Annotated in this window: 23 protein-coding genes; 7 read left to right on the top strand and 16 right to left on the bottom strand. The window is 44.3% G+C overall.

Going from position 1 to position 21201, the window contains the following annotated elements:
- Window positions 1–9: 9 nt before the first annotated feature.
- Complete coding sequence (locus tag ACP2WE_RS03760; RefSeq protein WP_425214262.1) at window positions 10–903, bottom strand: Rpn family recombination-promoting nuclease/putative transposase; 894 nt, start codon at window positions 901–903, stop codon at window positions 10–12.
- Between the two features lie 31 nt (window positions 904–934).
- Here ACP2WE_RS03760 and ACP2WE_RS03755 point away from each other — a divergent pair, with 31 nt between their 5' ends.
- Window positions 935–2377: an aminotransferase class I/II-fold pyridoxal phosphate-dependent enzyme gene (locus ACP2WE_RS03755; RefSeq protein WP_425214261.1), complete on the top strand. Its 1443-nt coding sequence runs from the start codon at window positions 935–937 to the stop codon at window positions 2375–2377.
- Between the two features lie 48 nt (window positions 2378–2425).
- On the opposite strand, the gene ACP2WE_RS03750 is transcribed toward ACP2WE_RS03755, so the two are convergent.
- Window positions 2426–3058: a Uma2 family endonuclease gene (locus tag ACP2WE_RS03750; protein ID WP_425214260.1), complete on the bottom strand. Its 633-nt coding sequence runs from the start codon at window positions 3056–3058 to the stop codon at window positions 2426–2428.
- A 29-nt stretch (window positions 3059–3087) separates the two neighbouring features.
- Window positions 3088–3246 carry a hypothetical protein gene (locus ACP2WE_RS03745; RefSeq protein ID WP_425214259.1) on the bottom strand — a complete coding sequence of 53 codons (159 nt, stop codon included), beginning with the start codon at window positions 3244–3246 and terminating at the stop codon, window positions 3088–3090.
- Between the two features lie 56 nt (window positions 3247–3302).
- Here ACP2WE_RS03745 and ACP2WE_RS03740 point away from each other — a divergent pair, with 56 nt between their 5' ends.
- The 3 genes from ACP2WE_RS03740 (at window position 3303) to ACP2WE_RS03730 (ending at window position 5605) form a co-directional block, all read left to right on the top strand.
- Entirely contained in the window at window positions 3303–3890 is a 588-nt protein-coding gene (locus ACP2WE_RS03740) for an MgtC/SapB family protein (protein ID WP_425214258.1), read from the top strand.
- Between the two features lie 31 nt (window positions 3891–3921).
- On the top strand, window positions 3922–5169 hold the full coding sequence (locus ACP2WE_RS03735; protein ID WP_425214464.1) for a methionine gamma-lyase family protein: 1248 nt from the start codon (window positions 3922–3924) through the stop codon (window positions 5167–5169).
- Between the two features lie 154 nt (window positions 5170–5323).
- A complete protein-coding gene (locus ACP2WE_RS03730; RefSeq protein WP_425214257.1) occupies window positions 5324–5605 on the top strand; it encodes a hypothetical protein in 282 nt (93 codons plus the stop codon).
- A 104-nt stretch (window positions 5606–5709) separates the two neighbouring features.
- Here the strand turns inward: ACP2WE_RS03730 and ACP2WE_RS03725 are convergent, their stop codons facing one another.
- Window positions 5710–6036: a hypothetical protein gene (locus ACP2WE_RS03725; RefSeq protein ID WP_425214256.1), complete on the bottom strand. Its 327-nt coding sequence runs from the start codon at window positions 6034–6036 to the stop codon at window positions 5710–5712.
- 129 nt (window positions 6037–6165) lie between these two features.
- On the bottom strand, window positions 6166–6516 hold the full coding sequence (locus ACP2WE_RS03720) for a YkgJ family cysteine cluster protein (RefSeq protein ID WP_425214255.1): 351 nt from the start codon (window positions 6514–6516) through the stop codon (window positions 6166–6168).
- A gap of 123 nt (window positions 6517–6639) precedes the next feature.
- On the opposite strand from ACP2WE_RS03720, the gene ACP2WE_RS03715 reads away from it, so the two are divergent.
- A complete protein-coding gene (locus tag ACP2WE_RS03715; protein WP_425214254.1) occupies window positions 6640–8373 on the top strand; it encodes a SagB/ThcOx family dehydrogenase in 1734 nt (577 codons plus the stop codon).
- Between the two features lie 5 nt (window positions 8374–8378).
- Here the strand turns inward: ACP2WE_RS03715 and ACP2WE_RS03710 are convergent, their stop codons facing one another.
- The 8 genes from ACP2WE_RS03710 to ACP2WE_RS03675 form a co-directional block, all read right to left on the bottom strand.
- Window positions 8379–9524, bottom strand: a complete 1146-nt coding sequence (locus tag ACP2WE_RS03710) for a protein kinase domain-containing protein (RefSeq protein ID WP_425214253.1) — start codon at window positions 9522–9524, stop codon at window positions 8379–8381.
- Entirely contained in the window at window positions 9521–10885 is a 1365-nt protein-coding gene (locus ACP2WE_RS03705; RefSeq protein ID WP_425214252.1) for a serine/threonine phosphatase, read from the bottom strand. Before ACP2WE_RS03705 ends, ACP2WE_RS03710 begins: the two co-directional genes overlap by 4 nt.
- 332 nt (window positions 10886–11217) lie before the next feature.
- On the bottom strand, window positions 11218–12579 hold the full coding sequence (locus tag ACP2WE_RS03700) for a CmpA/NrtA family ABC transporter substrate-binding protein (protein ID WP_425214251.1): 1362 nt from the start codon (window positions 12577–12579) through the stop codon (window positions 11218–11220).
- Between the two features lie 21 nt (window positions 12580–12600).
- Entirely contained in the window at window positions 12601–13278 is a 678-nt protein-coding gene (locus ACP2WE_RS03695) for a response regulator transcription factor (protein ID WP_425214250.1), read from the bottom strand.
- 365 nt (window positions 13279–13643) lie between these two features.
- On the bottom strand, window positions 13644–14075 hold the full coding sequence (locus ACP2WE_RS03690) for a hypothetical protein (protein ID WP_425214249.1): 432 nt from the start codon (window positions 14073–14075) through the stop codon (window positions 13644–13646).
- A gap of 309 nt (window positions 14076–14384) precedes the next feature.
- On the bottom strand, window positions 14385–14633 hold the full coding sequence (locus ACP2WE_RS03685) for a hypothetical protein (protein ID WP_425214248.1): 249 nt from the start codon (window positions 14631–14633) through the stop codon (window positions 14385–14387).
- A gap of 8 nt (window positions 14634–14641) precedes the next feature.
- Window positions 14642–15343 (bottom strand): class I SAM-dependent methyltransferase, encoded by a 702-nt coding sequence (locus tag ACP2WE_RS03680; protein ID WP_425214247.1) that lies wholly within the window; start codon window positions 15341–15343, stop codon window positions 14642–14644.
- 26 nt (window positions 15344–15369) lie between these two features.
- A complete protein-coding gene (locus ACP2WE_RS03675) occupies window positions 15370–16047 on the bottom strand; it encodes a DUF2301 domain-containing membrane protein (RefSeq protein WP_425214246.1) in 678 nt (225 codons plus the stop codon).
- A gap of 349 nt (window positions 16048–16396) precedes the next feature.
- On the opposite strand from ACP2WE_RS03675, the gene ACP2WE_RS03670 reads away from it, so the two are divergent.
- Window positions 16397–17224 carry a hypothetical protein gene (locus tag ACP2WE_RS03670; protein ID WP_425214245.1) on the top strand — a complete coding sequence of 276 codons (828 nt, stop codon included), beginning with the start codon at window positions 16397–16399 and terminating at the stop codon, window positions 17222–17224.
- A 137-nt stretch (window positions 17225–17361) separates the two neighbouring features.
- Here ACP2WE_RS03670 and infC read toward each other — a convergent pair whose 3' ends face one another.
- The 3 genes from infC to holA all read right to left on the bottom strand — a co-directional run bounded on the left by infC (window position 17362) and on the right by holA (window position 20411).
- Entirely contained in the window at window positions 17362–17886 is a 525-nt protein-coding gene (infC, locus tag ACP2WE_RS03665; RefSeq protein ID WP_425214244.1) for a translation initiation factor IF-3, read from the bottom strand.
- A gap of 232 nt (window positions 17887–18118) precedes the next feature.
- The gene (aroB, locus tag ACP2WE_RS03660; RefSeq protein WP_425214243.1) at window positions 18119–19297 is read right to left on the bottom strand and encodes a 3-dehydroquinate synthase; all 1179 of its coding nucleotides are present in this window, start codon (window positions 19295–19297) and stop codon (window positions 18119–18121) included.
- A gap of 133 nt (window positions 19298–19430) precedes the next feature.
- A complete protein-coding gene (gene holA, locus ACP2WE_RS03655) occupies window positions 19431–20411 on the bottom strand; it encodes a DNA polymerase III subunit delta (protein WP_425214242.1) in 981 nt (326 codons plus the stop codon).
- 40 nt (window positions 20412–20451) lie between these two features.
- Here holA and ACP2WE_RS03650 point away from each other — a divergent pair, with 40 nt between their 5' ends.
- On the top strand, window positions 20452–21144 hold the full coding sequence (locus ACP2WE_RS03650; RefSeq protein WP_425214241.1) for an undecaprenyl-phosphate galactose phosphotransferase family protein: 693 nt from the start codon (window positions 20452–20454) through the stop codon (window positions 21142–21144).
- Window positions 21145–21201 lie beyond the last annotated feature (57 nt).

Raw genomic sequence — 21201 nt, 5'->3', positions numbered from 1 at the left:
AGGGTGAAACTAACTATTTGAATTCTTCTTGGTTTTGACTGATTTGTATTTTGAGGTTTGGGCTTTGGGGCTGCTTTTTTTAGGCGATCTCTTTTCTGCCATCAGCCGTACCACCTCGATAGAGAGTCCTAAAGCCTCTGCAATCTGCTCTACGCTTAACCCTAGTTCAATTAATTTTGGAATGCTCTCAAGTTTTCCTTCAAGTTTTCCTTCAAGTTTTCCTTCAAGCTTTCCTTCAAGTTTTCCTTCCTCTAAAGCTTCTCGATAGACTCTGGTTTGCCTCAATTCACTTAATTCTCGTAAGTCCAGCATATCTTCGATCTCCTGACGACTTTTTTCGGGAAATTTGTACACTAAAATCGTCTCTATCAACTCTATCAAATCTTGCTGTCTATCACTGTTTTCGATTTCTCGCCTTGCTTGCTCGACGAGCTGTTTTGCTTGCATTTCAACGACAGCTTCTGGTAAAACGACTAACTGAATTACACCTGTACCTAAAGATGTTTGGGTTAATTCATCGAGATAGATCTGATGTACTTGAGGACTATTCAGTAAGACATCGTAGGCGACAGTTTGTTTGGGGGCAAGGCTACGTTTAGCAAAAATGACGACGGCTTGCCATGCGGGTGCGGGCTGTTGTTGGCGTAAATAGAGAAAGATTTCGGCAAAGAAGCGTCCATAAAACTCTTGATCTAGCTGAAATTGGATCTCTAGAAAGTAAACAGTTTGCTGAGCCCTATTACTTGGCGGCAAAAATAAACCATCGATGCGAAAGGCGGTTTGCTTAAGCTCGACCGACAGAAACTGATATCCTTCAAATTGCTGGGGATCTTGCCCAATTAACTCAAAAAAGAAAGCTGGATAGGCTTTAAATAATGTGTAAAAAAGAGTATCAGTTTTCACAGCCAGATGTTTTTCACTGCTTAAGATTCTAGTGCTAAATCAAGACACTGCACCGCTATTTGATGCTGTCAAAGCCTATCTCAAGGTTGACCACGCGCCGTTTTACATGCCCGGTCATAAGAGGGGACAAGGGATTGACCCTGAGTTTGCGGCTTTGCTAGGTGAAAATTTATTTCGTTTGGATTTGCCTGAGCTACCGGGACTCGATCGCGCGGTCGCTGCCGCCGAAGACCTTGCTGCCGCAGCCTATGGGGCCGATCGCACTTGGTTTCTAGTGAATGGCTCGACCTGTGGCATTGAGTCGATGGTGTTAGCTGCGTGCCAACCAGGGGACAAGATTCTCTTAGGGCGCAACTGTCATAAAGCGGCGATCGCTGCCCTCATCCTATCGGGAGCCGTACCGATTTATCTGGAAACAGAATATAACGCCAAATTCGATCTGGACTGCGGGGTTTCGCCGCATACAGTCCAAAAAGCCTTACTCGCCCATGCCGATGCCAAAGCCGTCCTGATTGTCAGTCCCAATTACTATGGTATCTGTGGAGATATCGAGAAAATTGCGGCGATTGCCCATGCCCATCACGTACCTTTGCTGGTGGATGCCGCTCACGGCGCACATTTGAGCTTTCATCCCGATCTGCCGATCGCGGCGTTGCAGGCTGGAGCCGATCTGGTGGTGCAGTCTACCCATAAAGTCACCTCAGGGCTGACGCAGGCATCGATGTTACACCTACAGGGGAATGCGATCGCGTCCGATCGCGTCAGTCAAGCATTGCAGTTGGTGCAGTCTACTAGTCCGAATCTGATGTTGCTCACCTCTTTAGATGTGGCGCGGCGACAAATGGCTTTGCATGGCTGTGAATTGTTAGACCGAACGATCGCTTTAGCCAACCAAGCGCGATCGCAAATTTCTCAAGTTCAAGGATTCTCAACCTTCGATCGGTCGCAAGTGCGCACGCTAGACCCCACGCGCCTCACGGTGATGGTCGATCCTCGCCTTGGCTTAACGGGCTTTGATGTCGATACGATGTTGCATTCATCTTTGGGGGTAATGCCCGAAATGCCAACTTTGACACAGCTAGTATTCATTCTCAGTTTAGGCAACCGAGCCTCGGATATTGAGCGATTGATGTCAGCCTTGAAAAAAATCTCCGAGAGCATTCCTTCTGCGATCGCGAACCATTCCACAGCGGGAAAAGTTCCATTGAAAGATCCTCTGATACTCGATCCGATTGTGAGAATTACGCCGAGGAACGCATTTTTTGCGCAACGCGATCGCTTGTTGTTTGCGGCAGCGATCGGGCGAATTAGTACGGAGCTAGTCTGTCCCTATCCGCCCGGAATTCCCATTCTCTGTCCAGGTGAAGAGATTACTGTTGATGTGGTGGCATATTTGCAACGGGTAAAGCAGGCAGGCGGAATCATAAATGGTTGTAGCGATCCTAGTTTAGAGACCATTCAAGTGGTGCGCTAAGCGATCGCGAGCTTATATCCCAAGTTGATATAGGCCATTTGGGATTGATTAACTTGCCATGCCAGTCTGTAATGTTTTAAGAGTTTCTGCCATATCGTTGTTTAGAAGTGCATTGACATTTAGCCACAAACCCTGAAATTCTCGACTGCGGATAATTCCTGCTGTATCGGGTTCTAGGTTTCTATAGGTACTGTTTTCTAAAATAAACCAATCGATTTGTCGATCTAAGGTGCGCCAGACAATGTATTCCTTGACGCCATTGCGTTCGTAGATGCGTTTTTTACTGTGGAGATCGTAGGAAACCGTACTTGCTGCAATTTCGGCAATTAGCTCTGGTGCGCCAGTAATGTAACCATCGGAATCGATTTGGGCATTGCCACCTAAACGGAATAGTACGGCATCGGGTTGAGGTTCGTTGTCGCGATCGAGCCTTACCGTCGGTTCGATCCCAACTTCTAGCCCAGCGATCGCGGCTTGGTATGTCCCCAGCCAAGTAACGATGTTACTGTGAGGTTTGCCGTGAGGGATGAAGCGCAGGGGAGATGCCACGTATACAATTCCTTCGATTAGTTCTGCTTTTTTGATGTTTGATGCTGCATATCGGCGCTCAAATTCCTCTCGATTGAGCTTGTCACCATTTTCGAGAATGGTTTCTGGGGATATGGAGTTAGCAAAAACCATAATCGTTAGAAATTGTAAGTTTAAGCATTTTATCCCATTTTCAACAAAGCAGCATCGCCGCTTTGTTGAAAGATCTTGTGGAGCGCGGAACTCAAATCCCCATCTGTTGCAATTCCAATTCCAATTGGAATTACCAGATAAAAACTGATTATAAAATGGGAGATGTAAAGCTGAACTGCCTGTGCCATTATTGTTAAGCGATTGGTAATGCTTTCAGGATAAACTGTTCAAGCTAGAAATATTGATGACTTGGGGCTATGCATTCTTGATGGATGATTGGTTGATCGTAATTTGCAAACTCAGTTTGTCCCTATTTGTTGGGGGGCTGATTGGTTGGGAAAGGCAACTTGCCCATAAACCAGCAGGGCTACGCACGCACATGCTAGTTAGTTTTGGTTCGACCCTATTTGTAATGGTTCCACTCCATGTAGGAGGATTTGGCGGACATCCCAATCCCGATGCGCTCAGTCGAGTGATTCAAGGAGTCACTGCTGGTATCGGTTTTTTGGGGGCGGGTGAAATTTTGCACCAATCCATGAACAATCGCGAGACTAAACGCAGCACTGTAAAGGTGCATGGATTAACATCAGCCGCTGCGATTTGGGTGTCTGCGGCTTTGGGCGTGGCAGTGGGTTCGGGTTTGTATGCGATCGGTTTAATTGGCGCTGTCTTTACCTTATTTACGCTCAAGCTGATCAAATATTTAGAAGGTCGGATTCCTTCTCTTGCCGATCGCTCCCCATCGATTAAGGTGAGTAAATCTACAGGCAGGCTTAGACAAAAGCAAGATATTTATACAGAAGATTACGAGGATGATTACGAAGATGAATGATGCCATCAGCGGTTCCGCCAAGAATGAAAAAATGGCAGCATTAATCGAACAGGCGATCGCCGACCTCGCCCCAACATTCACCGCAATTGACCGACAGGTAAAACATAACCTAGATCGTGTCTTGCAAGCATTTCGCAACCATCGCGTGGGAGCGCATCATTTTGCCAGTGTCTCAGGATACGGACATAACGATATGGGTAGAGAAGTTCTCGATCTCGTTTACGCTCAAGTCATGGGCGCAGAAGCTGCTACTGTGCGCGTTCAGTACGTTTCTGGAACCCATGCGATCGCTTGCTGCTTATTTGGAATTTTACGTCCTGGGGATGAACTATTGTCCGTGGTGGGCGCTCCCTACGATACGCTAGAGGAGGTGATCGGTGTTGAAACAAGCGAGGATTCTAAACATGGAGAAGATATTCCAAATAATGCCTTAAATGGTTCTCTCAAGGATTTCGGTGTTCGCTATCGTAAAGTCGATCTGACTGCCTCAGGTGAAGTTGATTGGGAAGCTCTGGCAACTGCGGTCAAACCAGAAACCCGCATGGTTTTGATTCAGCGTTCCTGTGGTTATGACTGGCGACAGAGTTTAGCAATCGCGGATATTGCCAAGATTATTCAAATAGTTAAACAGCAAAATCCCAATACAGTCTGTTTTGTTGACAACTGCTATGGCGAGTTTGTGGAAACCTTGGAACCAACAGCCGTGGGAGCAGATTTAATCGCAGGTTCTCTGATTAAAAACCCTGGTGGTACGATCGTTACGGCAGGGGGCTACGTGGCTGGGAAAGCCGAATATGTCAATGCTGCGGCAAATCGCCTGACAGCACCGGGGATTGGAACTTCGGGGGGCGCTACCTTCGATCAGCATCGCCTGCTATTTCAGGGGTTATTCCTCGCACCGCAGATGGTAGGAGAAGCGATGAAAGGGAATCATCTCGCTGCCTATGTGTTCGATCGCCTTGGCTATCCAGTCAATCCTTTGCCATTTGCGCCGCGACGCGACGTGATTCAATCCATTCAGTTGGGAGACCCCGAAAAGTTAGTGAAGTTCTGTCGCAACGTGCAACGCTTTTCACCGATTGACTCCTATGTAGACCCCGTACCTGGCAATATGCCGGGCTATGTTAGCGAACTGGTGATGGCAGGTGGAACTTTTGTCGATGGCAGTACTTCCGAACTATCCGCTGATGGGCCTTTACGTCCGCCCTATACGGTATTTTTGCAAGGAGGTACAACTTGGACGCATATTGCGATCGCCCTAGAAAATTTTAGCCTTTGATTTTAATCCTTATACCAATTTCACCTGAATTTGCAGCAAATCGAGGTTTGAAGACCGCGCGTAGCAAGGTCTTTCAAATACAATGCATCGCATTACTTTTTTAAAATGGTACTACAATTTACGGCGGATTCCCATATTGATGTCAGATTAATTTATGCTGAGACTCATAGCTCTCTCTTCAATCGCTTTTATCGGTTTCATAGGAGTTATTGTATTTGGTTACAACGCTCTGATTGATTGGGATGCTTTGCAACAGGCATATATTAAATTTGCAAAGATTTCCAAAAGTTCACCTGATATGACAACTTTGTTTATTGCTGAAACCCAACAGAATATTCATCGAATCAACCTCTTTGCTGAAGGGGTTTGGACTCTCCAAAGTGCTATTTTAGGAAGTCTTGGAGTTCATGGACTTTGTATCAGATCACGAAAGTGAAGGAAGGGGAGAGATCGCTCTGTGGGAATAATTTAGATCCCAGTGATTCTTAGGAAACTTAAACTGCACTCATACCAAAGTCAGCGTGAGAGGATATCACCGAATCAAAACTCTTTAGGCATAAAGCGATTAGACCAGGCAGTTTCTCGATCTGGTTCTAGCTCGGTGAGGGACATTTGTTTTGACATTTGTCTCTCTGCTCTTTTAGCGATCGCGGCTAATCTGGCTGGGTAAGCGTAGCTTATGGGCGCAGTATTGAGTTGAGCCTCATTTTCAGGCTGGTTAGTTGGGGCATAACCAATGGCGGGTTGGTGGCAATAAGCCAAACCTGCTAAATTTACCAACCATAGGTCAACACGACATTCTGTAAGGCTGGGATAGGCATTACAAATTTCAGAAGTGTATTGGCATAAATCAATCGTGGCATCCATGTTGGCTTCCCCCTTTTAGTCTCTTCGTCTAGTTTAGATACTAGGATTCTGTACTTTTTGCTACATTTTTGACTAGCATATCATGCTGTATCTATTTAAATGTATTACGTTTCTTAATATTTAGTTGTCTTAAAAACCGATCGCCTGTTCAAATCGGATTTGTTCGAGCGAGCGATCGCCATGTACGGCTTCAATCTGTTCGCGGCAGCACTGAATTGCAAAATCATTGAGTTCATCTGGCTCGATGCCAAACATGTCTTGAAAAATAGGAGCCTCCACACGGCAAAACCTTGGTCTGATTTCGTAAATCTCACATTGGCGAGTGGTATGGTCAAAGTTTATACACCAGCCATCTTCACCGACCATACTTAGGTATAGATCGAGTTCGGTATTGGTAAGATAGTCCTCTAGGTCGGGGCGATCTTGCGGATCGAGATGACAACAAGCGCCACAGTGTTGAATACATGTCCAAGTTGCCATAGGTTGCTACAGAGATTAATGATTTCTGATATCCAGATCGCTCAAGGCATATAATCTTAACATTCTCAATCTGTGCATTATTTAGCGCATTTTTATTCGCGCGTTTGCAGCACCTAAAATCCCATGTCAGAACAACCAATGTCGATCGCTGAGCATTATCACGAACGCACCAAATACGATCCAGAAACGATCTCAGCGAAAAGTCAGGGTTTAGATTGGAGCACGCAGCCTTCACCCTATAAAGAATATAAATTTGGCACGGTCTACGACCTCAAAGTTTTTTTAACAGAGCCCATTCAGTCCGACATGGATGGTTTGCTCGTCAGTCGATGGCAAAGACTCTCACGGTTACTGCTTTGTAGCTATGGTTTGACCGCAAGAGTTCCAACCATGATGGGAGATCCACTCTATTTAAGATCGGCTCCATCGGCGGGAGGGCTATATCCAGCGGAGATCTATATTATTTCTGGGGGGACAGCGTTACTGCCTGCGGGATTATATAACTATCAGCCGCGTACCCACATCTTGATTCAGTTTTGGAGCGATCGCCATGTTTGGCAGTCATTACAGGAGGCTTGTTTTAGTCACCCAGCTTTGTCACAAACGCGTATTGCGATCGCCACAACCGCTGTATTTTTTCGATCGGCTTGGCGCTACCAAGATCGTGCCTATCGGCGTATTTTCTTAGATACGGGGCATTTGCTTGGAAATATTAAACTAGCTTCGGCGCTTAACGATTTTCGCGCCTATTTTATGGGAGGCTTTGAAGATGAAGCCTTGAACCGATTGCTATACCTAGACACGACACAGGAAGGTGCGATCGCAGTGATTCCACTAGTCGATTTACAAGATGAAGAATTAAGTGCCCGAGGTCAAGAAGCAAGGGGCGCAAAACCAAGGCAGTCTATCCCTCCTGAAAAGGATGAGGAGAATGCCCCTGCGGATAAGACCCAAAATGATGAGGATACAGTTCCATTGCTTGGATCGGCTCTGACTGCTCTCCCATCAAACACAAAAACAGATTATCCTTACATCCCCGATGGTGAGCTTTTGGGCTATTTCCATCAGGCTACACAGATTGTTGGCGGCCAAAGTTCCAGTGGTAAAAGTTCGAGTGTTAAAAGTCAGTGGTTAACAGTCGGCGATCGAGATGCTCAGATAGAAAGCGATCGCAAGCACGACCGAGTCACTGAAGCCAGTTCCAGAACCGATAAGTATAATTTCCCCTTTTGTACGAAGGTAGGAATGGAGACAGAACCAATTCACTGGGGGGATGAGTTGGAAGATTTAGAAAGCACGATCTTACGGCGACGTTCGACGAGAGAATATAGTGGAACCGCTTTAGAACTAGCAGAGCTAAAGGCAGTCTTGGATTTTACCTATCAGCCCCAACACTATGCCGATCAGGGGCTGTACGATCCATTAGAAAACAATTCTACCTATTTCGATCTCAGCTTAATTGAGACATTTATCGCAGTTTCCTCTGTGACTGGTCTAGAAGAGGGTTGCTACTATTACGCGCCCAATTCACAGGAATTGCGTCAAATCCGCTTTAAAAATTTTCGCCGCGAACTGCACTATCTTTGCTTAGGGCAAGATTTAGGGCGAACTGCTGGAGCAGTTTTATTTCATACCGCAGATTTAAAGCAAGCTGTGAAGAAGTATGGCGATCGCGTCTATCGCTATTTACATATGGATGCCGGCCATTTAGGGCAGCGCCTTAACTTAGCGGCAATTCATCTCGGTCTTGGCGTCAGTGGCATTGGTGGCTTTTTCGATAATCAAGTCAATGAAGTATTAGGTATTCCCAGTGATGAGGCAGTTCTCTATATCACAACGTTGGGTAGACCGAGGTAATCGGATCAATTGAGGATAGACTGCAATGCCTCAGCAACTTCTATCGCAGTTTGGTAGCGATCGCTGGGTGCAGGTGCACTTAGCTTCACAACGATCTTTGTCAGCACAGCAGGAATTTGAGCGATGCGATCGCAATAAAAGCGCATTCCTATGCCTCGATCTTCCAAATAAGCAGCGGGATCGTCACCTGTGAGTAAGTAGATTAAGGTTGGTGCGATCGCATAGAGATCGGATTGAATCACCGCATGGCCTTTTGCCTGTTCGATTGGGCAGTAACTAGGCGCACCAATACGCGTACTCGACGGCGTACCTATTTCTTTGACTGCACCAAAGTCAATCAAGATCAACGCCCGATCTGTATGCCGAATCAGTAGGTTTGCGGGTTTAACATCGCGATGAATTATAGGGGGAGCTTGGGTATGGAGGTAGTTGAGAATTTCGCATAGCTGCACCATCCAAGCGATCGCCTGCTTAATTGGAACGACACCTTTCTCTCTTACCCATTTCTCTAGGTCCTGTCCGTAGATCATTTCCATTACCAGATAGGGATGGCGATCGTGGACAAAGTACTTGTCAAATCTAGGAATTCCAGAATGTTTGAGAAGGCGGATAGCTCGGGCTTCACGCTCAAATAACTCCTTTGCTTTAGGGTTTTCTGCCATATCTGCATTCATTTCTTTGAGCACTTGGACTTGACCGCCCTGCCAAACTTGATAGGTCGTTCCCATGCCACCCTGTCCCAAGATGCGAATTACTTGGTAATCTTGGATTGTCTTGATTGCCTTTAAGGGAGCACCACAGTAACGACAAAACATACTTTCAGGCACATTTCCCATATGCGTGCAGTCAGGCAGCACCTTGATCAGAAGATTTGGTCCCACCGTCGATAGCTGAATCAGTGCTTCGCTAGGCAGGGTGATGTAGTGAACGGGCTGTCCTCGCATGAATGTATTATTAACACTCAAATTGGTCAGGTTCCATCCCTTGGCATTGCACCGCAGTTCCAAATGATAGCGAGATACCGCAGGATGAGAAATTACGACATGATTGTCAAGAGCCCGACCGATCTTGATTACAGGATTATGATGGAACGTCCATGTATGAATAATTTCGGGTTGATTTTGCGATCGCCACAGGTTCAGAGAAATCATGGGCTTATGGGTTCAACCTGGCAGTTAATAAGAATAGCAGTGATGTTATCGTGACCGTTAAGGTCGTTACCTAAAGTAATTAATTCTTTTACCCCTTCCTGGAGATCGGCATCGGGAGAAAGCAAGGGAAGCAAATGGGTTTGCCAGTTTTGCTCCACCACATCGTTATCACATAGCCCATCCGAACAAAGTAAAAACAACGTTGGTTCGCAAACCGAGAAAAATTGAATCGAAGGACTAAGGTGGAGATTAGCATTGGGCCCAATTGCCTGTGTCAACTGGTGGGCATCAAACCTTGCGATCGCGACCTCAGCATCAACCCCTTGATCGATCAAACGATTTGCCACTTCATGATCGCGGGTGATTTGTTCTAGTTTTGCTTCTGATGCTGATTTCGGGTCATCTTTTTCTATAAAACTATGGGTAATCTTGTAAATTCGACTGTCCCCCACATGAGCGATCGCTACTTCTGTATTATGAAGTGCCAAGATTGCCAGCGTTGTTCCCATTCTTCCCAGTTCGCTACGTAATTCTTGCTCGTTGCGATCGTAAATTTCTTGATTGGTAACAAGAATAATATCTCTTAACTTTTGCTCACCAGGTAGTTTATCTGACCAAAAGGGTTGAAACTGATTGGTAATACTGGCGATCGCCATTGCACTTGCCACCTCTCCACTATCATGACCACCCATACCATCACAGAGAACAAACAGCGATCGACAATTTTGGTTGATTTCTCGATCTTTGCCTGCTGAAGTCATAACCTGATGACAAATCATAAAGTCGTCTTCATTATGATCTCTCAGTTTACCCACATCAGTCATACCTGCGTACTTGAGCGATTTAAGACGCATGGTTGCGGGGGTAGAAGGCTGTCCAAGTGGGGTAATTAAAGTTGCTGATTGACTGTTATTCGATGGTGATAATTCCTCCTGTGCTGGAAGGATCTCCCGAGCGTTTGACCGATCTACCACCAAATCGGATGGTGTCTCACGAGTAACTTCTGGTGCGATTGCTTTTGGTGTAGATTCCAGTGAGAATTCTATTAGAGGTTCGGCAGTTCGAGCGGTTTGATGATTTTCAGCCTCAGCCAAATCTTTTTCGGCATCCATTGCAGAAGCTGACTCTAAGGCGATCGCTTCGAGAATGAGCTCATCTACCACATCTAAGGTGGTTGCATTAGCAGTTAAATCAAATTTAGGGGATTGGGGTGGTGCGATTGCAGATGCTATGGATATCTCTGCCTCTGTCTCTGTTGCAGGTGGCAGGGGATCGATGGCGATCGCTAGATTGACACCGCAGTTTTGACAAAACTTGTTACTAGCAGGATTTTCAAAGCCACATCTAGGACAGGTAATCATAGAGACTAGCGATAGATTTGTAGAGAGGATAGACTCGGTCAAAAATGCAGTCCCTACACTATATCAACTTGTTTAACAATCTGATGCACTCAACTCAAGGCGCATATTCCAAATCCTATGCCATTTCCTCAAGCTAGCAATCCTAAATTGCTTGTGATACCATTTTCAAAAAGTGACAACGCATCTTTTTGAAAAGACCGCACTCCGTGCGTAACACAAAACCCGATCTGTCGCAATTTCAAGTGAAATTGGTATGAGATTTGGATTTCGGTACTTCGACAGGCTCCCTTTGACTAGCTTAGGACAGCGCTGTACGCGCTCAGCCCGAAGTGCTAGACATTCTTAATCTTAAGACTGTGCAGATAATCATCAGGATGCTCTGGATCGAATTGCACCCCATCAAAAAAAGTTTCAATCCCGCGTGAGGTAGTTGCTGGAATTACCGTGTCTGGGACACCCAAAGACTTTGCTGCTTCGCGCCAGAGATCTTCGCGATTAACCGCATTCACAATTTCCTTCACCTCAAGCGTAGGTGGGAGCATTCCCCAACGAATGTTTTCAGTCAGAAACCAAAGATCGTGACTTTTAAATGGATAGGAGACAGAAATCCCCTCATTTGACCAAAATTTTATCGCCAAATTTGAATTGCGACCTGTACGACCATCTCCATAATCAAACTTGCCTTTGACCTTTTCTACAAAACTTTTGAGATTAACCTGTCTAGAAGCAATCTCTTTAAAGGGAGGGATTTTAAACTTGGGATAAATATGTGAAGCAATCAAATGGCACATTTCCTCATAGTTTTCTGGTCGATCGCACCACATTTGCGCCTCCATGATTGCTTTGAGTAAAGCTTGAGTGGCTTTAGGGTATCGATCGACCCATTCGGCACGCATGGCAAAAACAGACCCAGGATGATTTTCCCAAATTTCTCCTGTGGTAGTAGCCGTAAACCCTTGTTTGCTATTGACAATTTCAGTCTCCCAAGGATCGCTAATACAAACTAGATCGATTTTGTCTGAGTTGAGTTGCGATCGCATTTCGCTCAGTGGCAGCACGACCATTTCCATATGCCGATCGGGGTGAATACCTGATGCCGCTAACCAATAGCGTAGCCATAGTTCGTGACTGCTTTGCCTTGAAACAACAGCACATTTAAACGATTTACCCAAAGCTTTGGTGACATAGAGGATCGGCTGTAAAAACGAGCCATCCACCGTAATGCCAAATTTCTGAAGTTTTTGACTCAGTACAACACCTGTGCCCTGGGCATTCAGTCGCGAGAGCACATACATTGGTGTTTTAGGGTTGAATTTGGCGATCGCACCTTCATTCAACAGTTCGGGTAGGGGACTCAAAAATTGCCCCCCATCTAAGCCGTCTTTCGCCCCACCCATCTCAATGTTTTCGCACAACCTTTTGTAAGAAGACTGGTCGAGCAGGTCTACCTTACTCATGCCATACTTCGCGAAAAAGTATCGATGTTTAGCAACAATCAAGGGAGCCGATTCTATGGAGGCAATCAAGCCAAGTTTGGCTTGATTAGTTTCAGGAATATCTGTACTATTGACATCCGCTAGTTTTTGAAACTGTTCGGTTGATTTGAGATCGCCCGTACAGCTTGATAAAAACCAAGTTCCTGCCGCAGTTGCTCCACATCTTAAGAGAAATCTGCGCCTAGAGAGTCGCTTCACCACTCAAATTTATGCCCAAACTTAAGGGACTTGTTTGAGTCGGTAGCCCACGCCATGAATTGTTTCAATGAGATTGCGAGGTGCACCTACAGACTTGAGTTTATTCCGCAGACTCTTGATTGTGGCATTGATCGTATCTTCTCTAGGTGGATCTTCCAAAGACCAAACATGTTCGACAATCGTGATCCGTCTGACCACTTGCCGACCATTGTGCAACAGTAACTCTAAGATGTTGTACTCTTTTGGCGTTAAATGTAAGGATTGCCCTTCATAGGTAACTTCATGGACGCCAAGATCGACTTGCAAGTCACCCCACTGCAAAATTGTCGCCTCACCAATACTGGCGCGACGGGATAAAGCACGAATACGTGCCATCAATTCTGGTGGATCGATCGGTTTAACGACATAGTCATCAGCGCCCGCATCAAGACCTTTTACCTTATCAGAACTGGTGTCTAAAGCCGTAATCAATAAAATTGGTACGGTATTATTGTGCGATCGCAGGCGACGACACAGACCAATCCCATCGAGCTTAGGGAGCATAACGTCTAACAAAATCAGATTGTATTCGTTACTTTGAGATTTCTCCCAGCCCATTTCTCCGTCTTCGGCAATATCGACGATACAGTGATGACCTGTAAGAATCTCAGCCAATGTCTCAGCAAGGATGGCATCATCTTCTACAAGCAAAATTCTCATGATCTAGCAGGTTAAGTTGTTTGGATAATAAAAAATAATGTGCCAATTCAAGACATCTTCAGTATCAAACCTTTGAATTTTTGAAAGGCATTATTTTTGTTTGGATAAGAAAGAGATACTCCCCCTTCACAATTGCTTGGGGATTGTTTTTGCAAGATATTAAGCCTGCCATCCTCTTTACATCAATCAAATAATTAATGTAAAAGCAATAGTAACTTAAAGTATAGCCTAACTGATTAAGCTTTACGAAGTTACCATGATAAATAACTGAAAGTAGTTCGGGCGCCTTATATTTTAGGTGTCCATCTTGTCTACTGTGTATTTAAATAATAGGCAAAAGCAATGATTTCAGGGAGTTTGGACATTTAGTTGCTAGTACAATATTTTTTAAAATCAGTGTCAATCGCAACGCCCTTTGGCCCGATTTCCTGCATATTTTTGGCGATCTTTTGCAGTTCTGCTGCATTTTTTGACTCTACGGCTTTCACGAGTCCTCGCATATCCGTCACAAGACTGCTCATCAGTTCAGAATACTGCTTTTGAAAGGATTGCAGCTTTTCATCGCCAAATTTAATTCCATCCAACTCGCTCTTAAGCTTGTCAACCTGATCGGCAATTTGACTAAGATCTGAGGGGTTTTTAGGCGCACTCTTACCCGAAAAAATTGCCTGTCCCTTATTGGCAATTTCCGAAAACTTATTACACTGAGCGACCTTACTTTCGCCACAAGCAACGGTGAGAGTGCTTAGGGATGTAGCGACTAGGGCTAAAGATACAAATTTTTTAAGTGCAAGCATGGTTAGACCTCAAACTTTGGCAATGAAAGAATAGCATAGTACAACCAATTCAGAGTCTCTAGGTACTTCCCTCGAACATAGAACTTATCAAGCTCGTACAAACAGGCGATCGTTCGCTACTTTGAGATCGTCCCGAATTTGCAATGTATTGAGTCACTTCAGTTCGTAAGCAAAGCGATTTTTAAAGATTAATTAAGTTCTTACCTCGCTCTTAATTCTGAGAGAGACTCTTGGAGCTCAAAGTATTCTATGAAGCAAATCAGTTTTTGGCGCTGAAGGAACTAACTATCAGTACGATATTTTTTAAATTCAACATCGATCGCTTCTCTTTTGGACCCAATTTGCTGCATATGGTTCGCGATCTTTTATTTCCAAGCGATCGGCAATTCGACTAATGTCTGAGGGACTTTTAGTTGCACTATTACCCGTCAAAATTGCCTGCCCTTTATTGGCAATTTTAGTGAACTTATTGCATTGAGCTGCCTTGTTTTCAACCTGACTTTCTCCAAAAGCAACTGAGCTGATACTCAGGGATGTAGCGACTAGGGCTAAAAGCATAGAGGAGACTACAAATTAAAACTGACTTGATACATTTGAAATAATGCGCCTGTCTTTGTTGCTGTAACTTTGCCTCCAACCTCTTTGACAAGTTCTGTAAATTGCTGCAAGGGGGACAAGAATACTTCTGCGCCGAGGTACATTTCTAAAATCGCCCAATTCTCGGCGATTTCAGTGTCTGGATCGATCGCGTCAAATATCAAAATCCCGTCTGGCTTTAGCACGCGTTTTACCTCTCGCAAAACCAGTTTCCAATATTCGGGCGGATAGTAACAGCTAAATCCCGTGGCGATCGCGCGATCGAAGGTAGCATTTTCATACTGTAGCTGATGGGCTGCACCCGTTTGTACGCCTTTAAATAACTTGGAATTTAGCTGCGATCCCCGCGTATTTAGGGCATCTCGCGCTACAAAGCTAACTTCTTGTCCATAAAAATAAGTTTCCCAGTCGCGCCAACCGTAGATCAAAAAGCTCACACCACAGCCAATGTCTAGACATCGTTGATTTTTTTTAAACTGGGCTAATTCCCAAAAAGGAGAAGTAATCTTAGCCGCAAGCGCGTGACCGATCCATTCTCGAAATAGTGGCATTGCTTCGACTTCGGGGGGGAGATCGAAAGCATCTTGCCTAAATTCGCGATCGAATCTCTGTCTGACCGTTTCAATCTGGCTTGTCCAATCATGGGGCTGTGATGTTAGAACGCTATACATGGTCAGTTGATGGGCAATTGGCTTATTTAGTTGGCAGTTGAATTTTGCGTTTTTAGATAGTCAAATACTGATTTGTCACCAATATCATCTGGAAGGGGTTGAACCGTTTTGCGTAAGGCAAAGACAAAAAATAATCCCGACCAGGCGGCTAATAGAATCGACTCTACAGATTGTGGTAGCCCACCGACCAGATGACCTAAAAGCAACAATGGCACTAACAAAGTTAGAATTTTTGTCTCAAATCGATTAAAGCAAAAAGCTTCTTTAAAAAAGATGCCTGTTAAAGCGACAAAGGTAAAGCCTATACCTAAAAGCGTAATTGGTTGTTGATAGACGACTAGAGCGAGAGGCTCGGGGTTTTGGAATGCCAGTGCGATCGCTGCTACGCTTCCAATCGCTAAAAATATTTGTAAAGCTCTATGCAAAATCGCAAGGTAGATATGAATGGTGGCAAGCGCAATACCTAAGGCGATCGAGAAGCTGATATACAGCCAAGTCACTAAATTTAAAGCACTCAAATTTGAACTTCGATCGCTGCCTAATTGGGATAACGCCACAAAAGTAGCAATGCAAAAACTGATTGCTGCAACCATCAAAGCACTGCGATAAATTATGACCCCTTGGCGATCGCGATCAGTAATTGTAAATGTACCAAACTGCCCTTGATAAACTTCTGGATAAACTTTTGAGTCGATCGTTTGCATCTTTTTACATCTCGTGGATTTATAGGAAATTTATATGTTTCAAAACTTGGGTGAGGTTCTTAAATAAATGTTTTTGACAAAGTTTCTTGAAAGTAGCGTGTTTAAAATTTGAGAATTATTAAGAATTGACGATATTGAATCCAAGTAGCGCTTGCATACAAGCATATCCTAGATACCTTAAAGCTTGATGATAAGTACATATTTTAAGTTTTTTGCCAAACCAGCCCAAATCAAACAGATAATATTAATGATTGCTAAATTTGCAATATAGCTCTACAATCTTGCAGTCGAAATTGGACAATTATTTATCGCATACTCTATGCGGTATCGGCAATTAAGGAGAAGTTCTATGCGGACTATTTATTTAGCTGGGATTGTGATTGCTACCTCTGCTCTACTACATGGTTGTCCTAGTGGCGATCTTGATGTTGTAGAGTGTAACTTTTTAGATAAAAAAACGGGGCTTGCTACTACTAAAAAGTACAAAGCAGGTACGGACTGCGAAAACCTTAAAACTCTACTAGCCCAAGGTAAGCAACTTCCACCCGCGATCGGCGAGACTGCCCCCCCTGTTCAGCCAACCGCTGCAGCAACAAAGGCACCTGTATTTCAAACATCTTTTGTGACAGGTAAGAATACTGAACTCACTCCGACTACTGATAAGCAAAGCAGAGTAGATTTGTTAACTCAAATCATGAATAAGGCGGGCAATCAACGACAAGATCCATTCTTAGCGATCCCTGGGTTGATTCCGCTACCAGATGTTAAAGTCCTAACCGCTCCTAAACCTGTTGCTCCAATCAACCCTCAGATCAGGGTTGCTACGCCTAGACCTTTACCACCTCGCACAGAAGAGGCAGAGGCTGTGAATGTATCAGGTACGATCGAGATGGGCGGAACCCGCTTTGCAATTTTAACTTCCCCTGGCGATCCTACTTCTAGATATGTCAGAGTTGGACAGCGAATTGCTGGTGGTCTCGTTTTAGTGAAACGTATTGAGACATCTTATTCAACACCTGTTGTTGTACTTCAGCAAAATGGCGTCGAGGTGATGCGCCCTGTTGGAGCAGTATCGCAAGTGGTCTCTAACTCTAATACAAATCCTGTTGCTACCCCTGCCTCTGCAAATACTGGAGTTCCTTCACCTGGGGTGATTATGCCTCCTACACTTCGATAAGTCTTTCGTCAAGTTTCTTAAGGGTCTAGCTAAACCTAAAAAATAGTTCCAATTAGAAAGGATAGCAATTCATTGAATTGCTATCCTTTTTCTGCGATCGCGTCTTAAATCAACTAGTAATCAACAGGTAGCGATCGCTATTTCTTGGGAGCCATAAGCATGGTGATATTGCGTCCTTCTCGTTTTGGGGGCTGTTGAATCTCGGCGACACCCTGTAGATCGACTGCCATCCGATTTAGTAAATCTTCAGCCAGATCGGCGTGCTGGATTTCTCGCCCCCGAAACATGACTGTAGCCTTTACCTTGTCTCCATCCTTGAGAAATCGTTCGGCGTGGTTGATGCGTACTTGGTAATCATGGGGTTCAATTTTATACCGCATCTTCACTTCTTTGACATCAGCTGTATGTTGCTTTTTACGAGCTTCCCTAGCTTTTTTCTCTTGTTCAAACTTAAATTTGCCATAGTCCATGATTCGGCAAACGGGTGGATCTGCCTTATCACTAACGAGCACAAGATCCAGTTCTTTTTCTTCAGCTAGTTTGAGAGCTTCTCTGGGAGTCAATATGCCTAATTGACCTCCTTCAACATCGATCACTCGAATTTTGGGAAACCGAATACGTTCATTGATGGTTGGAAGGTCTCTGCTGGGCTTTTTATTCATGAAAAATTGAGTATATACTTCAGTGTGATTGATATTTACTTAGGGTTTACTTGATTACGAGGAATTTACAATAATTGAGGTATACCAGTATAAAACGTAGGTGCTATCGAACCTAATGTTACTGGATTTAAGGTTGAACTTAGTGCTGGTAAACCTCAAAGAGTTATGAGGTAAATGAAAGACAGACATTAAACACTTGACATAAGCGTTTAAATATAGTACGAAGAACAGCCTACTGTGTCAAGATTTGTCGTAAAACTTTGCGAACAACTTCTGAACTAACTTGGTCAGTCACCTTTACAGTACCGATCGCTGTCGGAAGAATAAATTGAATCTTTCCTGCTGACACTTTTTTATCTAATGATAGGGCTCCGATAATTTGCTCTAGGTCAATGTCTGTTGGTAAAGATTGCGGCAAATGAGCTTTTGCAATTAAAGATAACTGTTGCTCGTGTTCTGTTTGCGTCCAAAGACCTAGTTCTAAGGCGATCGCCCCAGCCGCCACCATGCCAATTCCCACTGCCTCCCCATGATTAAACGTACGATAGTTTGTGACCATTTCAACCGCATGACCAATTGTATGACCATAGTTTAAAATTGCCCTGAGATTACCCTCTTTTTCATCTTTTGATACAACTTCGGCTTTTGCCTTAGCACAGGCATACAAAATGGTATCTAACAGCTCGGGCTTGATATAGCGCAGTTGGTCGAGGCGAGGGCTAGCGAGCAGCTTTGCGAACAAGTCTCGATCCCAAATCACGCCATATTTAATCACCTCTGCCATCGCAGCACGCAGTTCACGGGCGGGCAAGGTTCGCAGTACAGTTGGATCGATCCACACTAGGCGTGGCTGGTAAAATGCCCCAATTAAATTTTTGCCTTGAGGATGGTTAATCCCTGTTTTCCCCCCTATCGCCGAGTCAACCATAGCTAGGAGCGTTGTAGGTACTTGGACAAGTTCGATCCCCCGCAACCATGTAGCAGCAGCATAACCCGCCATATCTCCGACTACACCCCCACCCAGAGCCACAATCAGCGACGATCGCTCCATGCGATGGGTAAGCGCCGCATCATAGATCGATTGCAAGGACTTGGCGGTTTTGTAACGTTCGCCCGCAGGCAAAATCACCTTAGCCACCGCAAACCCAGAATCTTGCAAAGAGGTTTGGACGGCATCCCCATAATGCTTAAAAATTACGGGATTGGAAACAATTAAGACTTTTTGACTTTTTTTGCCTAATCCTAAATCCCTGAGCTTTGTACCTAAATGCGGCAGACTATGGGAAGCGATCGCAATTTCATAGCTGCGCGATATGGTGGAATCGTTTTGTAAGATAACCGCGATCGATCTAGATTCACTGGTGTTAGGTAAAGTAGAAATCATGAGGTCAGGCATTATGTCAGTTATCATTTATCATTTGTACTTAGCAAACATTTAATCTCCCAATATAAATCGCAATGTTTGTTTTAAAGTTTTTTCAATAAAACCCTAGGGACGTAAAGAATTCTTAGTAGGGTGAAAGTCAATTTCCAAAACTCTTAAACTACACCATAAAACTACACAACTCAATAACCGCTGTTTGTAGGGTAGCCATTTCATCCATTCCACGTTTTAACCCAAATTCTAAGCGCAATAACGTGGCGAGAGCCTGCATTAGCTTTTGGCTAGTTAGCCTTAGTACCTCCTGCTTTAGGAAATAGACTCGTTTGGGGTTTCCTAGATCTGCAGCATCAGCGATCGCTTTGTCATCCCTTTCGCCAGACTCTTGCATGAGTTTTACCCACAACCAAGTACGAAATTGCCCTGTGAGTGTGGCGCAGATCCTCAGTCCAGCCTCATTATTGCGCAATAATTCAGCTAGTAGTGATAGAGACATACTGACATTTCCCAATCGAATAGCATTAGCAAGTTGTACGCTATTGTGGGCATTTTTAGGCACGAGAGCAGCTATCGCCTTAGCATCTAAGGGCTTAGTTTGTCCGTGATGCCATAGTTGCAGTTTTTGTAACTCCATGACTAGACGGCGCGAATCACTACCGATCGAGTCCACAAGTAGATCGATCCCGTCAGATGTTAGCTGTAGACCAATATCAGCAGCAAATGATTTTACTAACTGAGCGATCGACTCAGTCTTCCACACTGGAATTAATGAGAATTCCTGAATTGTCGCAAATTTTTGCAATAATTTAGTAGACTTCAATCTTCCATCCGGTTTGTTCGGTGCTGTAAACAGCAAATAAGACTCAGATGGTAAATGGGCTAAAGTTCTTTCTAATTCTGCTAAAACTATCTCTGAGCATTGCTGGGTAATTGATGTATCAGCTAGCCAAGTTAACCGATTTCCCATACCAAAGGGTGGGGTTGCTGCTTGATTTAAACCCTCTATGATTTGCCGATCGCTAACTGCGGTGGTTTTAACAAAGTTAAAATCTCGCCACATCAGATCGATCGAAGAATTTTGTAGCTTTTGGGTAGCTTGGATAATTTGGTACTCATCATCACCCCAGTAGAAATAGGTAGGCATTGTATGATTAGTAGCATATGTGGTGTGATACAGAGGTTCAATGATTATTAGAAGCCGATACAGTAGCTCTAGGGGGGAAACTATACCCCAGTCTGTAGCTAGACATGTGAACTGGTATTCTGTGTGGGGAAAAAGACTCTTTGATGTATGTTTTTCCTTTTCTGTTCTGATTATATTTTCTCCCGTCTACCTTATTCTTGGATCGCTCATTTTTCTTGACTCTCCAGGCCCTGTACTCTATGTACAGCAAAGAGTTGGTCTTCGTGGTCGATCTTTCAAATGCATCAAGTTTAGGACAATGGTGGTGGGGGCAGATCAAATGTTAACGGATGTACTTGATTCCTGTCCGATTAGTAGAGCCGAGTTTGAAGAGAGTTTTAAGTTAAAAGACGATCCAAGAATCACCGCCATTGGCAAATGGTTGAGGATGACTAGTCTTGATGAGTTTCCCCAGTTTTGGAATGTGCTAATGGGCGATATGAGTGTGGTTGGTCCAAGACCATTAGTTCAAGAAGAGCTATCTAAATATGGTAAGGCGATCGATCAGGTTTTAACAATTCGCCCCGGTATTACAGGAATGTGGCAGGTATCAGGACGTAATGATATTCCCTATCCTCTGCGCGTACAAATGGACGCCGCCTATGTGCGGCGTTGTAATTTCTTTCTCGATCTAAGAATTATGTTTAGAACGATTGGCATTGTGGTGTTCCCAAAGAATAATGGCGCTTATTAATTCTTAAGCCTCGCTACATCATCTCAATGGGTTGTTTATTTTGGCTCTAAGCTCAGT

Origin of the sequence: Tumidithrix helvetica PCC 7403, assembly GCF_965232925.1 — a bacterium.
In the GTDB taxonomy this organism is placed as follows: Bacteria; Cyanobacteriota; Cyanobacteriia; order Pseudanabaenales; family Pseudanabaenaceae; genus Tumidithrix; species Tumidithrix helvetica.
The sequence above is the reverse complement of the archived record's forward strand: the minus strand, read 5'-3'. Positions and strand labels throughout refer to the sequence as shown.

What these genes read in the sequence shown, in the direction of transcription:
- ACP2WE_RS03670 (WP_425214245.1), top strand. Translation starts at nt 16,397, where the DNA reads ATGCGGACTATTTATTTAGCTGGGATTGTGATTGCTACCTCTGCTCTA.
- holA (WP_425214242.1), bottom strand. Translation starts at nt 20,411, where the DNA reads ATGCCTACCTATTTCTACTGGGGTGATGATGAGTACCAAATTATCCAA.
- ACP2WE_RS03750 (WP_425214260.1), bottom strand. Translation starts at nt 3,058, where the DNA reads ATGGTTTTTGCTAACTCCATATCCCCAGAAACCATTCTCGAAAATGGT.
- ACP2WE_RS03720 (WP_425214255.1), bottom strand. Translation starts at nt 6,516, where the DNA reads ATGGCAACTTGGACATGTATTCAACACTGTGGCGCTTGTTGTCATCTC.
- infC (WP_425214244.1), bottom strand. Translation starts at nt 17,886, where the DNA reads ATGAATAAAAAGCCCAGCAGAGACCTTCCAACCATCAATGAACGTATT.
- ACP2WE_RS03695 (WP_425214250.1), bottom strand. Translation starts at nt 13,278, where the DNA reads ATGAGAATTTTGCTTGTAGAAGATGATGCCATCCTTGCTGAGACATTG.
- ACP2WE_RS03745 (WP_425214259.1), bottom strand. Translation starts at nt 3,246, where the DNA reads ATGGCACAGGCAGTTCAGCTTTACATCTCCCATTTTATAATCAGTTTT.
- ACP2WE_RS03650 (WP_425214241.1), top strand. Translation starts at nt 20,452, where the DNA reads ATGATTATTAGAAGCCGATACAGTAGCTCTAGGGGGGAAACTATACCC.
- ACP2WE_RS03725 (WP_425214256.1), bottom strand. Translation starts at nt 6,036, where the DNA reads ATGGATGCCACGATTGATTTATGCCAATACACTTCTGAAATTTGTAAT.
- ACP2WE_RS03675 (WP_425214246.1), bottom strand. Translation starts at nt 16,047, where the DNA reads ATGCAAACGATCGACTCAAAAGTTTATCCAGAAGTTTATCAAGGGCAG.
- ACP2WE_RS03710 (WP_425214253.1), bottom strand. Translation starts at nt 9,524, where the DNA reads ATGATTTCTCTGAACCTGTGGCGATCGCAAAATCAACCCGAAATTATT.
- ACP2WE_RS03715 (WP_425214254.1), top strand. Translation starts at nt 6,640, where the DNA reads ATGTCAGAACAACCAATGTCGATCGCTGAGCATTATCACGAACGCACC.
- aroB (WP_425214243.1), bottom strand. Translation starts at nt 19,297, where the DNA reads ATGATAACTGACATAATGCCTGACCTCATGATTTCTACTTTACCTAAC.
- ACP2WE_RS03740 (WP_425214258.1), top strand. Translation starts at nt 3,303, where the DNA reads ATGACTTGGGGCTATGCATTCTTGATGGATGATTGGTTGATCGTAATT.
- ACP2WE_RS03680 (WP_425214247.1), bottom strand. Translation starts at nt 15,343, where the DNA reads ATGTATAGCGTTCTAACATCACAGCCCCATGATTGGACAAGCCAGATT.
- ACP2WE_RS03735 (WP_425214464.1), top strand. Translation starts at nt 3,922, where the DNA reads ATGGCAGCATTAATCGAACAGGCGATCGCCGACCTCGCCCCAACATTC.
- ACP2WE_RS03685 (WP_425214248.1), bottom strand. Translation starts at nt 14,633, where the DNA reads ATGCTTTTAGCCCTAGTCGCTACATCCCTGAGTATCAGCTCAGTTGCT.
- ACP2WE_RS03705 (WP_425214252.1), bottom strand. Translation starts at nt 10,885, where the DNA reads ATGATTACCTGTCCTAGATGTGGCTTTGAAAATCCTGCTAGTAACAAG.
- ACP2WE_RS03730 (WP_425214257.1), top strand. Translation starts at nt 5,324, where the DNA reads ATGCTGAGACTCATAGCTCTCTCTTCAATCGCTTTTATCGGTTTCATA.
- ACP2WE_RS03690 (WP_425214249.1), bottom strand. Translation starts at nt 14,075, where the DNA reads ATGCTTGCACTTAAAAAATTTGTATCTTTAGCCCTAGTCGCTACATCC.